This is a genomic window from Acinetobacter sp. YH12106 (assembly GCF_013418995.1).
Classification (GTDB): Bacteria; Pseudomonadota; Gammaproteobacteria; order Pseudomonadales; family Moraxellaceae; genus Acinetobacter; species Acinetobacter pseudolwoffii.
This window is the reverse complement of the sequence record NZ_VPAV01000008.1, coordinates 81217-96764: the sequence shown is the minus strand read 5'-3', so window position 1 is coordinate 96764 and position 15548 is coordinate 81217. Positions and strand designations below refer to the sequence as shown.

General features: G+C 45.6%; 15 protein-coding genes. 1 reads left to right on the top strand and 14 read right to left on the bottom strand.

Annotated elements, in window-relative coordinates; translation table 11 throughout:
* The first annotated feature begins 42 nt into the window (after window positions 1-42).
* Entirely contained in the window at window positions 43-921 is an 879-nt protein-coding gene (gene gigC, locus FTU45_RS08665; protein ID WP_005169640.1) for a LysR family transcriptional regulator GigC, read from the top strand.
* A gap of 46 nt (window positions 922-967) precedes the next feature.
* On the opposite strand, the gene FTU45_RS08660 is transcribed toward gigC, so the two are convergent.
* From FTU45_RS08660 to nuoE, 14 genes are all read right to left on the bottom strand, one after another.
* A complete protein-coding gene (locus FTU45_RS08660) occupies window positions 968-1690 on the bottom strand; it encodes a cold shock domain-containing protein (RefSeq protein WP_180001528.1) in 723 nt (240 codons plus the stop codon).
* Between the two features lie 172 nt (window positions 1691-1862).
* Complete coding sequence (locus FTU45_RS08655; protein ID WP_005097909.1) at window positions 1863-2222, bottom strand: hypothetical protein; 360 nt, start codon at window positions 2220-2222, stop codon at window positions 1863-1865.
* Window positions 2223-2425: 203 nt separating this feature from the next.
* Window positions 2426-2719: a cold shock domain-containing protein gene (locus FTU45_RS08650; RefSeq protein ID WP_005097911.1), complete on the bottom strand. Its 294-nt coding sequence runs from the start codon at window positions 2717-2719 to the stop codon at window positions 2426-2428.
* A gap of 84 nt (window positions 2720-2803) precedes the next feature.
* The gene (upp, locus tag FTU45_RS08645; RefSeq protein WP_005097912.1) at window positions 2804-3439 is read right to left on the bottom strand and encodes a uracil phosphoribosyltransferase; all 636 of its coding nucleotides are present in this window, start codon (window positions 3437-3439) and stop codon (window positions 2804-2806) included.
* Between the two features lie 123 nt (window positions 3440-3562).
* Entirely contained in the window at window positions 3563-5107 is a 1545-nt protein-coding gene (nuoN, locus tag FTU45_RS08640; RefSeq protein ID WP_074383461.1) for an NADH-quinone oxidoreductase subunit NuoN, read from the bottom strand.
* Between the two features lie 3 nt (window positions 5108-5110).
* Window positions 5111-6724 carry an NADH-quinone oxidoreductase subunit M gene (gene nuoM, locus FTU45_RS08635; protein ID WP_074383462.1) on the bottom strand — a complete coding sequence of 538 codons (1614 nt, stop codon included), beginning with the start codon at window positions 6722-6724 and terminating at the stop codon, window positions 5111-5113.
* Window position 6725: 1 nt separating this feature from the next.
* Window positions 6726-8621 carry an NADH-quinone oxidoreductase subunit L gene (gene nuoL / locus FTU45_RS08630; protein WP_005097915.1) on the bottom strand — a complete coding sequence of 632 codons (1896 nt, stop codon included), beginning with the start codon at window positions 8619-8621 and terminating at the stop codon, window positions 6726-6728.
* Entirely contained in the window at window positions 8618-8926 is a 309-nt protein-coding gene (gene nuoK / locus FTU45_RS08625; protein ID WP_004280769.1) for an NADH-quinone oxidoreductase subunit NuoK, read from the bottom strand. The genes nuoL and nuoK overlap by 4 nt, the downstream gene beginning before the upstream one ends.
* On the bottom strand, window positions 8926-9444 hold the full coding sequence (gene nuoJ, locus FTU45_RS08620) for an NADH-quinone oxidoreductase subunit J (RefSeq protein WP_171063341.1): 519 nt from the start codon (window positions 9442-9444) through the stop codon (window positions 8926-8928). The genes nuoK and nuoJ overlap by 1 nt, the downstream gene beginning before the upstream one ends.
* A complete protein-coding gene (gene nuoI, locus FTU45_RS08615; protein WP_005097919.1) occupies window positions 9444-9986 on the bottom strand; it encodes an NADH-quinone oxidoreductase subunit NuoI in 543 nt (180 codons plus the stop codon). Before nuoI ends, nuoJ begins: the two co-directional genes overlap by 1 nt.
* A 16-nt stretch (window positions 9987-10002) precedes the next feature.
* Window positions 10003-11010 carry an NADH-quinone oxidoreductase subunit NuoH gene (gene nuoH, locus FTU45_RS08610; protein WP_005097920.1) on the bottom strand — a complete coding sequence of 336 codons (1008 nt, stop codon included), beginning with the start codon at window positions 11008-11010 and terminating at the stop codon, window positions 10003-10005.
* 3 nt (window positions 11011-11013) lie between these two features.
* Window positions 11014-13692, bottom strand: a complete 2679-nt coding sequence (nuoG, locus tag FTU45_RS08605; protein WP_159516143.1) for an NADH-quinone oxidoreductase subunit NuoG — start codon at window positions 13690-13692, stop codon at window positions 11014-11016.
* 11 nt (window positions 13693-13703) lie between these two features.
* A complete protein-coding gene (gene nuoF / locus FTU45_RS08600) occupies window positions 13704-15035 on the bottom strand; it encodes an NADH-quinone oxidoreductase subunit NuoF (RefSeq protein WP_074383464.1) in 1332 nt (443 codons plus the stop codon).
* Window positions 15032-15541 (bottom strand): NADH-quinone oxidoreductase subunit NuoE, encoded by a 510-nt coding sequence (gene nuoE / locus FTU45_RS08595; protein ID WP_180076267.1) that lies wholly within the window; start codon window positions 15539-15541, stop codon window positions 15032-15034. The genes nuoF and nuoE overlap by 4 nt, the downstream gene beginning before the upstream one ends.
* Window positions 15542-15548 lie beyond the last annotated feature (7 nt).

Here is a 15548-nt window from a genome sequence, read left to right as displayed (position 1 = left end):
AATATAATTTATTAATATTTTTTAAATGTTAAGGCTCTACTCATGCGCATGACTTTACGCCAATTGGCTGTTTTTGTAGCAGTGGCACAAGAGGGTACCGTAACGAAGGCTAGCGATGCCGTCAAACTTACTCAAAGTGCGGCTAGTATGGCTTTAGCAGATCTGGAAGATGGTCTGGGTGCTCCATTATTTGACCGTCTAGGCAAACGTTTACAGCTCAATGACCTGGGGCGCTTTCTTCTCCCTCAAGCGCTGGAAATTTTAGGTCGATGCGAATCTTTTGAACAGGTTGCGAAAGGTGAGCTTCAAAGTATCGATTTACGTTTAGGTGCAACCCTGACCATTTCAGATTACCTGATTCCTGACCTGATGGCCGATTTTCTAAAAATTCAGCCTCAAGCGCATTTACAGCTGCAAGTTGGTAATACCCGTCAAATGATTGAAGCGGTGAATCAGTTCCAGCTGGATCTGGCCTTGATCGAAGGCTCCTGTCATCTGCCACAACTGCAATGTATCCATTGGCGCGATGATGAGCTGGCGGTGTGCTGTGCACCGGATCATCCCCTAGCGCAATTGAACCGTGAGCTGACCGCGGAAGATTTCAAATCTGTAGAGTGGATTCTGCGCGAAGAAGGTTCAGGTACTCGCGAAGTCTTTGATAATGCCATTTTGAAAGATGTGCCGGATGCCAATATCCGTCTGACACTTGGCCATAATGAAGCAATTTTGAAAATCGTAGCCGGCGGAATCGGCATGTCCTGTATTTCCAAACTTGCGATTGAGCCTTTACGCGAGAAAGGTCAACTGGTGATTCTCAATACTCCGTTCTGGTCTTTAACGCGTCCATTGTTTATGCTGGTACATCGCCAGAAATATCAGGGGCCAGGCCTGAGAGCCTTTATGAATTTCTGTGAAGCCTAAATTTGTTTTCAATCAAAAAGCACCTTAAGGTGCTTTTTATTCTATCTTAAAATTGGCTTTCACACGGGATGCCATCGCTGTCACCATCCATTTTAGTATTTGGACAGTTCCGGATAAAAAATAAAGCCTCTTCGTAAGAACCCATCTGGCTACAATGTTCTCTTCCATCACATTTGAATTGAGATATAGATTGCGAAGCCGTCTCTGAAGTTTTCGGATTAATAGAGTAACTTTGGCTTGGTAACTCAGCACCACGATTTTCTAGATTCTGCCTACCCTGCTCAGATAATCCCTCCATAGCTAAATCACCTTGTGCCGCTCGCTGCTCAACTACGATTCGTTGCTGCTCTACCATCAGTTGTTCAAGCTTCTGCTGTTTTTGAACTTGGTAGCTTTGGTATTTGTTATAAACAAGCCCAACAAGAATCGCAATAATAATTAGTCCCGATATTGTGATTAGTTTGGATCGAGTTGATGATTTTGTCTTTTCATAACGTGGAGAAACATGTACTTCAGGATCTTCATATAAATCATTATTCTGCTTAATAACCAATTTTGATTTAATATCCAGCCGGACAATATGGTCTGCCTTAAACTTTCCATTATCTTCAACCATTAAAAACTTTAATTTTTCCCCAATTTTTAGTGGAATATTTTGATTGGGAAAGTCTTTAATGTGAAAAAATAAGTCTTTAGATTCCCCTTCGATTTGAATAAAACCAAAACCACGTGCTTCGTGATAGGTTTTGATTTTCCCCTCTTGAAACATAATTCACTCTTGTCTTTGATATTTTTAATAATTGTAATAAAAAATACATCAAAAAGCTTTTATGAAATTCTTTAATAGAAAAACCAAAAAAGCACTTATAGGCGCTTTTTTAAATTGAAGAATAGAGAAATACCGAGTTAAAAATAGAAAATTAAAAATTTCTGGTTTAAATTTATACTTCACCCAAAATTATAAAACCAACTGCGGATACCAGTGCCAACCATAGCGTTGGGCTAAAAAGAATTGAACGCTTTAACGGAACAGATATTGTGGGTGCCAAAGATGGTAATGCCACAACTTCCGCTACAAACTCGTCCTGTACTTTGACATCTAGGCGTACCATATTGTCCAATATTATGGTTTCCTGATGAGGAATCATTCTAAATTTAAGCAGTTCTCCAATTTGAGGATCAATTTCAGGTGAAGGTAAATCCTGTAGCCTAAAACTTAGTTCTTGAGCGTCATCTGCTAACTCAATGCTGCCTGTACCACGTTCGGAATCATAAGTTTTAATTTTTCCATTCCTAAACATGACATTTATCCCTATAAATCAACAGATAGTATTTTAAGTGAGAAGAAATAGAGATGATTGTAGCGCTTTGGTAGACGTTTTATTGTTTGCGTAACGAAGTATAAGCTTTAAGTTACAAAACCTGAGGTAAGACTATAGTTCATGAATTTTTAGATAAAAAAAGAGGCGAAAACGCCTCTTCATTTAGTCAAATTCACGGTTAATTAACGCTTGAGATTTGATAGTAATGCGGAAGTAATTGACTGGTTATGTGCAGCGACCTTAGATTTTTTAGCTTTCTTTGAAGTATCCTCAACACGTTCAATCTTAATGGCTTTATACTTATCGCCATTTTCTACCACATTAAATTTCACGCGTTCATTGCGTTTTGGCTCGCCTTCTGCCGCAGGAAAGTCTGAAATATGGAAGAACACATCTCCCTCAGCTGAACCAATAAAACCAAAACCTTTTGCAGGGTCGTACTGTTTGATTTTGCCCTGATATAATTCATCTTTCATGCTGTTATCCTATGCTGAAAATGCCCGATCTACATTATATAAAAAAGAGGCTGTAGTAGCCCCTTTTTTCGTCCTGTTCAAAAATTAGTCTTTCTGAACTGAACCAAAGATTTTATCGCCAGCATCACCAAGACCCGGAACGATATAACCATTTTCATTTAAACCGCTGTCGATTGATGCAGTGAACATGATCACATCAGGATGTGCAGCCTCTACACGCTTAATACCTTCCGGTGCGGCAACCAGAACCATAACACGAATGTCTTTACAGCCACTGGCTTTAAGTACATCAATTGCAGCTACAAGAGAAGAACCTGTCGCCAACATCGGATCAATGATCATCGCGATACGGTTTTGTACGTCTGGAACCAGTTTTTTATAATAAGTACGGGCTTCCAGGGTTTCTTCATCACGCTCTAAACCGAGTACAGATACTTTTGCACTTGGAATCAGATTTAAGAAACCATCCAGCATGCCAATACCGGCACGTAGAATCGGCACAACCGTGATTTTTTTACCGGCAATACGGTCAACTGTGACAGCACCATTCCAGCCATCAATATCATGTTCAACCATTGGCAGGTCTTTAGTCGCTTCATAAGTCAGAAGCATGGTCACTTCTTGAGCTAACTCGCGGAAGTTTTTGGTACTGATATCTGCACGACGGAGTAAACCGAGCTTATGTCGGATGAGCGGATGACGGATTTCATGGATTGCCACAGGAGAACACCTAAAAGGTTAAAGATAAATTTCCGCTATTATAAAGGCTTTTATTGATTTGTATAAATAAAAAAGCCCCCAATCATGGAGGCTTTTTTGTAATAACGTCAATCTTCGCAGATATTAGTTAAAACCACTTTGAACCAAAGTGAAAATGAATTGCTGTAATTCAGGTGATATTGCGAAGAACGCATATTTAGAAATCGCAATCACTGGATCTGGATAAACACCAATCACAAGTACCGCAAGTGCAGCAAGTAATACCATGATACCGCCGACTTTTTGACCCCAATGATTCACCGCATCTAGACGTGGTGTTTCAGGTGGTGTCATGTACAGCACGACCATCACGCGCAGGTAGTAATACAAACCAATACCTGAACCCAGAATAACCATTGCAGTCAGGAACCAGGCTTCGCCTGCAACCGCAGTTTTAATCACCAGGAACTTACCGATAAAGCCGGCAGTTAAAGGAATACCTGCAAGAGACAGCATCATTACGGTTAATACAGCAGTCAGGACTGGACGGCGCCAGAACAGACCACGGTATTCAGCCAGACTACCCGCTTCATCCGTATTGTTATACGGACTCGACATCAGCGTCACAACACCGAAAGCACCAATCGTGGTTAATACATAAGTAATCACATACACGTTTACACTTTCAAAAGTCGCAAAACCTTGAACCTGTAAGAAATCGGTATTACGTGAACTGACGATGGCAACCAGCAAATAACCAAAGTGCGCAATTGAAGAGTATGCCAGAATACGTTTCAGGTTCACTTGGCGAACAGCCAGCAAGTTACCTGCAAGAATCGACAATACTGCAATAATCGAAATGATCGTTACGAAGCTGTCTGCCAGGATTAAACCTGAAGACAAAACATAACGAACAAACAGACCAATCATCGCCACTTTTGCCACAGTCGCAAGGAAAGTCGCGATTGGTGCTGGTGCACCTGCGTAGACGTCTGGTGTCCATTTGTGGAATGGTGCCAGCGATAATTTAAATGCCACAGCAAATACAATTAAGGCCAGACCAATTATCACAGCTGGCTGACTGAATACAGTAAACAGTTTGCCCGGTTCAGCAACGAAACTTAAAGTACCTGTGTAGGCATAAATATAGGCCATACCCATCAGCAGCATTGCAGACGCAGTTGCTGAAAGCACCAGATATTTCACACCTGCTTCAAGCGATTGAGAACGTTGATGTGTATATGCCAACAGGCCGTATACAGGAATCGACATCAACTCAAGGCTAATAAAGAATGATGCATAGTGCGAGCTTGCCACCATTAACATTGCACCCGCGACGGATATCAACATCAAGATATACAGCTCTTCACGGTTATCTTTATAAGTTTCGATATACGCGTGTGACAAGGTACTACAGGCAAGTGCAGCAATCAGAATCACAAACTGGTACAACATCGTAAATGGATCTACGATGAACAGATTCATCACATTGGCAGGTGCAAATGTGCCTGCCAACAGAACGAAAATGATATAGAACGCCGCTAAGTTCAGACCAACAACAGTCGTCGTCGCAACAAGATTATGGTTACGCTTGATTGCCGTCAGCAACATCACGACGATCGCAGTTAACGACACGATCATCACAGGTGCGAGCGGCATAAGCTCAGAAAAAGACATTGTGAAGTTCATGGCTTATTGGATCTCCACATTTTCAAGTTGAGTCGTTACCTGATCAGCAACTTCAACCACTTCTTGAACTGGAATGTAGCTATTCGCTAACCACGCCATGCTTGAGTTAGACACATCAAGGAAGCTTTGTGGGTATAGACCAAGCCAAAGTAGACCAAACGCACAGATCAACAATAACGCGATTTCACGTACATTCAGATCTTTTAACGGATGTGTATAGTGCTGTTTTTGCGCTTCGTTTGGCACACCAAACAGGGCTTTGTGAATCAGGATCAGACCATACAGACCTGCAAAGACCAGACTGATTGCCGCAAGAATAGTGAACGCCGGGAATTGTGCATAAGCACCCATCAAGATCAGGAACTCACCAATGAAGTTACCCAGACCTGGAATACCGACAAGCGCCGCAACAAAGAACATCAGGAAGAATGCAAGATACGGGAACTGACCACGCATCCCCCCCATCAAACGCATGTCACGCGTATGCACACGCTCATATACCTGACCACACATAATGAACAGTGCAGCAGAGGAAATACCATGTGCCAACATCATGATCATCAGACCCTGGAAGGTCAGGATGTTACCTGCGTAAATCGCAAGTAAAACAAAGCCCATGTGGGAAATAGATGTATACGCCAGTAAGCGTTTCATGTCGGTTTGCTGGAAAGCACACCAAGCACCGTAGAAGATACCGATTAAACCCAGAATGATCGCGATATCTGCAAACTGAGCCGAAGCTGCCGGGAAGAACGGAATCACGAAACGCAATAAACCGTACGCCGCAGTTTTAATCAAGATACCTGCAAGGTCAACAGAACCCGCTGTTGGTGCTTGCGCATGCGCATCTGGTAACCAGCCGTGTAATGGGAAAACTGGAAGTTTTACCGCAAAACCGATGAATAAACAGATCATGAATGCATAAGCAAGCGCTGGAACCTGAGCGTCAAGCGTATTCGCCACACCTAATAAATAGTTGTAGTCGAAACGGATTTCGCCAGTCATGGTATAGCCTACAGTCACCAGACCCAGGATACCAATCAGCATCACCAAACCGGCAACCTGCGTGTAAATGAAGAACTTGTTTGCTGCATAAACACGTGACTTGCCCTCTGCCCCTTTATGACCCCAAAGGGCAATCAGGAAGTAGATCGGCACCAGCATCATCTCCCAGAAGAAGAAGAACAGGAACAGGTCAATCGCCAGGAATACACCGATCACACCACCCAAAGACCATAAAAGGTTCAAGTGGAAGAAACCAACGTTCTTTTGAATCTCACCCCATGAACAGCCGACTGCCAGCACACCCAGGAGTGCAGTCAAACCAACCATAAGAAGTGATAAACCATCCACGGCTAAGTGAATGTTAATGCCAAGGGTCTGAATCCAAGGCAGTTTGAATTCGGCAGCCCACGAAGGTGTCGCAGCGCCTAATTCATAGTTATAGGTACCAGTTTGCCAAAGGACGATGGTCAGAACCAAAGTCACCAGCATACCGATTAGCGCGATATAACGCGGCAAGTGTTGGTCGAGTTTATCGACCAACCAGCATATGAAACCTGCAATGAACGGAATGAGGATCAGAGCCGGCAAAATAATATTGTTTGGAGCTTCCATTTTATTTCCCCACGACCTGAATCACGATCAAGATCATCAGTAGGACAACGACACCGAGCCCCATACTAGATGCATATTCACGCAGTGAACCGGTTTGACGTGAACTTGTAAAGCTGTGACCACTTTTGACCAGTGCAGGAAGTACCAGCCATAAGCCATCAATTGGATCACGACCGAACAGTTTAGCGAACAGCAAATATGGCTTGACGAAAATCAGGTCATAAAGCTTGTCGAAACCTAATGCATTACGGCAGATATTAACCAGACCCGCACCTACAGAAGTGGCAGCAAAACGTTTGACTGCATTGTAAGCAAAAGCGAACAGCACCACACCGACCACAAGACCCGTCAATGCAACAGCAATGGCGATGTATTCAGCACCATGTGCACCTGCTTCAAGCGCTTCAGGAATAATGAAGGCTGGAATTTGGGCTGCATCTAGAATGCTCATCACGGGTGCTTTCAGTACGATTGCCAGACCTGTCGAAAGGACAGCAAGAATCGCCAGTGGCGCCCAGTAAGTTGCACCTTTGATTTCATGATAAGGCGTGTTTTCTTTGCCGAAGAATACCACCCAGATTAGACGGAATGTATAAATCGAGGTTAAGAAAGCACCTGCAACACCGACCCAGTACAGCGTGTTATACACTGGTAAACCAGCAATATGACTTTGCGTCCAGACTGCAGCAAGAATTGCGTCTTTTGAGAAGAAACCAATGGTCAGGAATGGAATCGCTGCCAAGGCACCGCCACCAATCGCGAAACATGCAAACAGGAATTTGTTCTTGTAGAACAAACCGCCCATCTTGAAGATGTTTTGTTCGTGATGGTAAGCCAAAATTACCGCACCAGACGACAAGAACAAGAGTGCCTTGAAGAATGCGTGAGTCAGCATGTGGAATAGACCCGCCTGGTATGCTTCAGCACCTACTGCCATAAACATATAACCGAGCTGACTCATGGTTGAGTAAGCCAGAATACGTTTGATGTCGGTCTGAACCAATGCAGCAAAACCAGCCACAAGCAAGGTCACCGCACCTGTGATCGAAATAAACACCATCACTTCTGGCGCAAGTTCAAAGACTGCAAACAGACGGCAGCACAGGTAAACACCCGCCGTTACCATGGTTGCAGCATGGATCAATGCAGAAACAGGTGTTGGACCTGCCATTGCATCGGCCAACCATGTTTGTAATGGGATCTGTGCAGATTTACCTGCCGCACCCAAGAACAATAACAATGCTGTCCAGATGGTCAGCGAAGAACTTTGCGTCATTACAGTCGCTGCATTTTCAACGATGTACTGAATGTTCAAAGTACCGAATTGCTGGAAGATCAGGAACATGGCAATCAGCAGGAATACGTCACCGATACGGGTAACAGTAAACGCCTTGATTGCCGCCAGACCATTTGCAGGGTTCTGGTAGTAATAACCAATCAGCAGGTATGAACACAGACCTACACCTTCCCAACCTAAGAACAATAACGCCAAGTTATCGCCAAGAACGAGAAGCAACATGCTTGCAACGAACAGGTTGAAGTAAGAGAAGAAACGTGCAAAGTCTTCTTCACCACGCATGTACCATGAAGCAAAGATGTGAATTAAGAAACCCACACCTGTCACCATGCCCAGCATTAGTAAAGACAAACCGTCGAGTTGCAAGCTGATGCCCGGTGCAAAACCACCGACATTGAACCAGGTCCACAGGTGCTGAACATAGAGTTCTTTACCATTGTTAACAAAGTCCAGACCTGCAATCAGTGCAAACAGTGCCGATAAACCAACTGCACCGACACCAATTATCGCTGCAACATTTTCAGGAAGCTTGTTGCGCCCCGCCGCTAACAGGACAAAACCAATGAGCGGAAATAAAATTGTTAGATATAAATAACTCATCCGCGCATCTCACTAGCAGCATCCACATCCAGGTGATGGAAGCGATGATAGAACTGAAGGACGATCGCGAGACCAATACAAGCCTCTGCCGCAGCAAGCGTCAGGATCAGGATGAACATGATCTGACCATCTGGCTGTGCCCATGCACTGCCCGCCAGGACGAACGCCAAAGCAGCAGCGTTCATCATGATTTCAAGGCTCATTAAAATAAATAGTAGGTTGCGTCGCACCATTACACCGTAAAAACCCAGTGCAAAGAGAATAGATGCAACGATCAAACCATGCTCTAAAGGGATGTTGCCCATTATTCTTTTTCCTCTTCTGCATCTGGCTCACGTTTACCCAAATGGAATGCAGCTACTAATGCAGCAAGCAATAACATCGCGGCAACTTCAACCAACAACAAGTACTGCGTAAAGAGTGCTTGACCCACGGCTTTCGGGCCCACCATTTCCACACCCATTACCAGTGAAGGCTGTGCGTAATCAGAGTTTAATACCCATACCAGTACCAGACCGATCAGGAAGCTCATCAGCGCCGGATAAGCCCACGCCGATGAAGTTAACCATTTACGTTCTTGTTCAACGGTTTGTTCACCCAGATTCAGCATCATCACCACGAACACGAACAACACCATGATCGCGCCAGCATAGACAATAATTTCGAGGGCAGCCGCGAACGGCGCACCAACGATCATGAACATGCCTGCAACAGCAAGCAAGGATACAATCAGGCTTAATAAAGCATGTACCGGATTCGCGTTAGTCACCACGCGAACCGTAGAGACAATGGCCACAAGGGCCATTAAATAAAATGGCCACATCATGGTAATAGACTCCGTACATCAACAGGTGCACTTTCACGCTGTGCTTGACCTTTGTCCTTGCCTGCAACTGCCATACCGGTGACACGGTAGAAGTTATAGTCAGGATATTTACCAGGACCAGAAATCAGCAAGTGTTCTTTTTCATAGACCAGGTCTTGACGAACATATTCACCGAGTTCGAAATCCGGGGTCATTTGAATGGCTGTGGTTGGACAGGCTTCTTCACACATACCGCAGAAAATACAACGTGAGAAGTTGATACGGAAAAACTCCGGATACCAGCGACCATCTTCACGTTCTGCTTTTTGTAATGAGATACAGCCTACCGGACAGGCAACCGCACACAGGTTACATGCGACACAACGCTCTTCGCCATCAGGGTCACGCGTTAATACAATACGACCACGGAAACGTGGTGGCACGATTTCTTCGGCCGGCACTTCTGGATATAAAATCGTGTCACGTTTACGCGTTACATGGCTAAACACCATCCAAAGCGAACGAACAATCGATCCAAATCCAGCTAGAAATTTAAACATTTTGTTCTCCCTGCCCTTACCACAAGATCACGGCACCAGTCACCAACAGGTTGACTAGAGCTAATGGCAAGCAAATTTTCCAACCAAAATTCATTACCTGGTCATAACGTGGACGCATTAATGAACCACGTGCCAACACGAACATCATTACAAAGAATGCTGTTTTGATAATGAACCAGAATGCTGCTGGAAGGAACGGAATTTCAAGGTTGAATGGCGCGAGCCAGCCACCGAAGAATAACGTCACGATTAAAGCAGAGATTAGTACTACGTTGACGTATTCCGCAACGAAGAACATCCCCCACTTCATACCGCCGTATTCGACATGATAACCTTCAGCCAGTTCTTGTTCTGCTTCTGGTTGGTCAAATGGATGACGATGCGTCACCGCAACACCCGCAACCACGAAGATCAGGAAGCCAAGGAACTGAGGCACCACGAACCAGACATCACGTTGTGCTTCAACGATTTCACGCATGTTGAATGAGCCGGCAATTGCCACCACACCCATCAGCGAGATCCCCAGGAACACTTCATAAGAAATGGTCTGAGCCGCAGAACGTAAACCACCGAGTAAGGCGTATTTGTTGTTGGATGACCAGCCACCGAACAGTACTGCATAGACTGCAATACCTGCCATTGCCATAAAGAACAACAGGCCGATGCTCATGTCTGCCACACCTAGATAAGGTGAAACAGGAATAACCATGAACGACAGCACAGCAGTTGCCATCGCAACTGCTGGCGCCATACGGAAAGTCAGTTTGTCAGCAAATTTTGGTGTCCAGTCTTCCTTGAACATGATTTTCAGCATGTCGGCAACAATCTGGAACATACCGCCCGGACCGACACGGTTCGGACCGTAACGGTCTTGCCACAAGCCGAGTAAACGACGTTCAATAAAAGACATCAACGCAGCGATCAGTACTACAACCAGCAAGATCACAATCGCTTGAATGACTGAATAGGCAATTGGCCAGTTTTCAGCCCACAGCGGCGTTTGACGGATTAATTCTTGTTCCATGAATTACACTCCTACCGCGACTGAAACAGGCTCTGCAAGAGATACCGTCGGTGCCAGACCGATTGGGTAGCCAATATAACCTGTCGGTAAATATTCAATCACTTGAACTGGAAGAACGATTGACGTCTCACCTGCTTTCACCGTGATTGTCTGACCATCTTGAACATTTAAGCGTGCTGCATCCTGCTCACCCACTGCAAATACCGCTTCAGGAATACGTGTTTCCATTGCTGGTGTTTTTACGGTGAATTCACCTGAACCAAAAATATGGTGCATTGGAACTAGGCGGAAGCTTTCAGCATTAACCAAAACAGGTGCCGGTGCAACAAAGGTACGTGCCGGAAGTTTTGCCAAACGGTCGAATAAACGAACGCCTGAATCACCACCTTTCAAATGACCACCGACATTGTCCTGGAATTTGTTCCAGGCTTGCGGCGAGTTCCAGCCGGCAGACCATGCAAATGGTACCAGTGCTGAAGGTGTTTGAGTTCCGACATAACCTTCCATCGAGAAGGTTAATGCAGAGTCTTTGTCCACTGGCTGTTTTGGCTCATGGACAGACAATGGCGCGCGCATCGAAGTACGACCTGAGTAACGACGTGGTTCACGTGCTACTTTAAGACCATGGACACGGAAGCCCGCATCTGGTGCTACATCCAAAATACCGTCTAAAGCAGGTACATTTTTCGCAACTGACTCGATCACATCATCCAGCAACGTCCAAGAAATCGCTTTGCCTTTCACGCCTGTTTCCAGAGCGTGTAACCAGCGCCAAGATTCTTTGATTGCCAATTCAGGATTGTAGTAGCTCGGGTCATACACTTGGTAGAAACGTTGTGCACGGCCTTCTTGCGATACCACCGTACCATCACCTTCAGCAAAGCTTGCAGCAGAAAGCACGATGTCGGCTTTTTTCACTGTTTCAGTTTCAGAGTGATCTAAAACAATCACGTCTTTGCCTGAAAGTGCAGCATCCACTTGTGCAGCAGGTAGACGACGATACAGATCGTTTTCAACCACGATCACTGCATCATAATCTTGTGCAAAGGCTTGCTCTAAGCTTTGACCACCGAAGATTGCCATACCCATCGAGTTCACTTCAGGAACTGTCAAGGTCAAGCCTGCATTACCCAGATTTTGTGCAACTTGTGCAGCAGCTTCCATGATTGATGCATCTTGTAAGCTGGTACCCGAGATGATCAATGGTTTTTTCGCAGCTTTTAAGGTGTCGGCAATCGTTTGTGCAAATGCTTTCGCATCGTCATCTAAACCGAGAATTGCTTCACCCTTCACGCCCGCAGCAACAGCAAAACCTAAACGCGCGATGTCGTTTGGAGAAGCAACCACTTCGCCTTCCGCTACGTCAGACAAACGGGTTTGTGTCGCAGCCAGGATGTAAATCGGAGATTTCGCATCTTGAGCAATACGTTGCACCGGCTCAGCCAACCATTCCTGGGTACGACGTTCCGCTGCCATCTCTTTGCCTTTATTTTTCGCAGCTTGGCGAACAGATAAAGCCATACGAGGCGCAGTTTGGGTTAAGTCTTCACCTAAGATCAAAACTGCATCATAGCTTTCAATTTCACGCATATTCGGGTTGTAAACACCCTCGGTTTGCATGATTGAAGCTGCAAGTTCAACCAGATTTTGCTCTTTTTGAGATAAACCTGTTGAGAAGTTCTCTTGACCCACCAACTCACGCAGCGCGAAGTTTGATTCAAGTGATGCACGCGGTGAACCAATCCCCAAAACTTTTTTGTCCTGGATATTTGCAATGACCGTATCAAGTGCTGCATCTACTGAAACAGTTTCTACAGTCGCACCTTTACGGAATTGTGGCTGACGCGGACGGTCTTCGCGGTTCACATAACCTGTACCGAAACGGCCTTTATCGCATAGGAAGTATTGGTTAACTTCACCATTGAAACGGTTTTCGACACGGCGAAGTTCACCATAACGCTCACCCGGAGAGATGTTACAACCTGAAGAACAGCCTTGGCATACGCTTGGCGCATATTGCATGTCCCATTTACGGTTATAACGTGCCGAATGAGTTTTATCGGTAAATACACCTGTTGGACAAACTTCAGTCAGGTTACCCGAGAATTCAGATTCTAAAGTGCCTGATTCCGGACGACCGAAATACACACGTGATGCGTTGGCATACACGCCGAAGTCCGTACCACCTGCATAGTCTTTGTAATAACGCACACAACGGTAACAGGCGATACAACGGTTCATTTCGTGAGAAATGAATGAGCCAAGCTCTTGGTTGTAATGGGTACGTTTGGTGAAACGGTAGCGACGACGGTCATGCTGCGTCATTACGGTCATATCTTGTAAATGACAGTGACCACCCTCTTCACAGACCGGACAGTCGTGCGGGTGGTTGGTCATCAAGAATTCAACAATCGAAGCACGGAAATCTTTTGCTTCTTTGTCTTCAATCGAAATGTAGGTATTGTCAGATGCAGGCGTCATACATGACATGACCAAACGACCACGGGTATCTTCCGGATTCGCGTATTGAGTCACGGCACATTGACGGCAAGAACCGACAGAACCTAAGGACGGATGCCAACAAAAGTATGGGATATCAATGCCAAGACTCAAACATGCTTGTAGCAAGTTTTCCGAGCCGTTGACTTCATACGATTTGCCATCGACATGAATTGTAGCCATAGTCGAATTCCTTAAGCTTGTTCTACGGAGCTAACTTGAGCAGCGGCATTCACCACCTTCGCTTCAAATTCGCCACGGAAATGTTTGAGTGCGCCCATGAGCGGTTCCATTGCACCCGGTGCGTGGGCACAGAAAGTTTTACCGATCCAAAGCTTACGCGTTAACTCTTGTAAGTGATCGATATCTTCCTGTTTACCTGTGCCATTTTCCAGCGCTTTTAACGCTTTCACTGCCCAAGGCAAGCCATCACGGCAAGGGGTACAGAAACCACATGATTCGCGTGCAAAGAATTCTTCTAGGTTACGTGTTGCTGAAACCATACATTGGGTTTCATCAACCACCATGAGCAGACATGTTCCCAAACGAGAACCTGCTTTCATGATGCTTTCCGCATCCATCGGAAGATCGATATGCTCGGCCGCCAAGAAGTCCGTTGATGCACCACCCGGTAACCATGCTTTCAGCTTCAGGCCGTCGCGCATACCACCCGCGTGATCTTCAATCACTTCACGCGCAGTCGTACCAAAAGGCAATTCCCATAGACCCGGGAATTTCACTTTACCTGATGCACCATAGATTTTCGTACCTGGATCTTTCGATTTGCCCGCAGACAAGCCGATATACCATTCAGGGCCACGCAGCATGATGGCGGGTAAGTTGTTGTAGGTCTCTACGTTGTTGACAATCGTAGGACGACCCCAAGCACCTGCAACTTGCGGGAATGGCGGTTTGGTACGCGGGTTGGCACGACGGCCTTCAAGCGAGTTAATCAATGCAGTTTCTTCACCACAGATATAACGACCTGCACCGGTATGCACGTGTAACTCGAAGTTCCAGCCAGTACCCAGAATGTTATCCCCTAAGTAACCTTTGGCACGAACTTGCTCAAGCGCTTCATTTAAGTACTGAGCCGCTTCGATGTACTCGCCACGGATAAAGATATAACCATGGGTTGCTTCAAGCGTATAACCCGCGATCAGCATCCCTTCGATCAGTTGATGTGGAAGATCTTCCATCAACAAACGGTCTTTGAAGGTACCTGGTTCCATCTCATCGGCATTACAAATCAGGTAACGTGGACCTGAATTGTCATTTGGCGCCATCAGTGACCATTTGATGCCTGCCGGGAAGCCTGCACCACCACGACCTTTAACAGTCGCTGCCTTCACCACGTCCAATACATCTTTAGGCGACATCGACAGGGCTTTTTTAAAGCCTGCATAACCTTCGAGCGCTTCGTAATCATCTGCATTACGTACGTTCGCTTGTTTGCTTAAACGCCATGTGAGTGGATGCGTTTCCGGGTTACCGTCGCCATAAATTGGTTTTGGTTCAGTATTCATACATACTTCTCCAACAGCTGTTTCACCGAAGTCACTTCAACCAGACCGTGCGTGTCTTCATCAATCATTAAGGTTGGACCTTTGTCACAGTTGCCCAGGCAGCAAATTGGCAGCAAGGTAAAACGACCATCTGCAGTCGTTTGACCAAACTGAATGCCTAATTCGCGCTGGAATGCTTCTGCCAAAGTTTCCGCACCCATCAAGAAGCACGCAATCGAATCACATAACAAAATTACGTGACGACCGACCGGCTGACGGTAAATACGGTTATAGAAGGTTGCCACACCTTCCAGATCTGCAACGCTCATGCTCAGCATTTGCGCGATGGCATTCATTTGCGCATCATCTACCCAGCCATTACGGCGTTGTACACACTTTAGCGCGTCCAGACACGCCGCACGTGGGTATGGATAGTGCCCCATGTGATGTTCGATATCGTGAATTTCGTCCACAGTCAAAATTCCTTCAACGTTCACACGTGGCTTTTTATCAGTCAAAATCATCATAATGCGT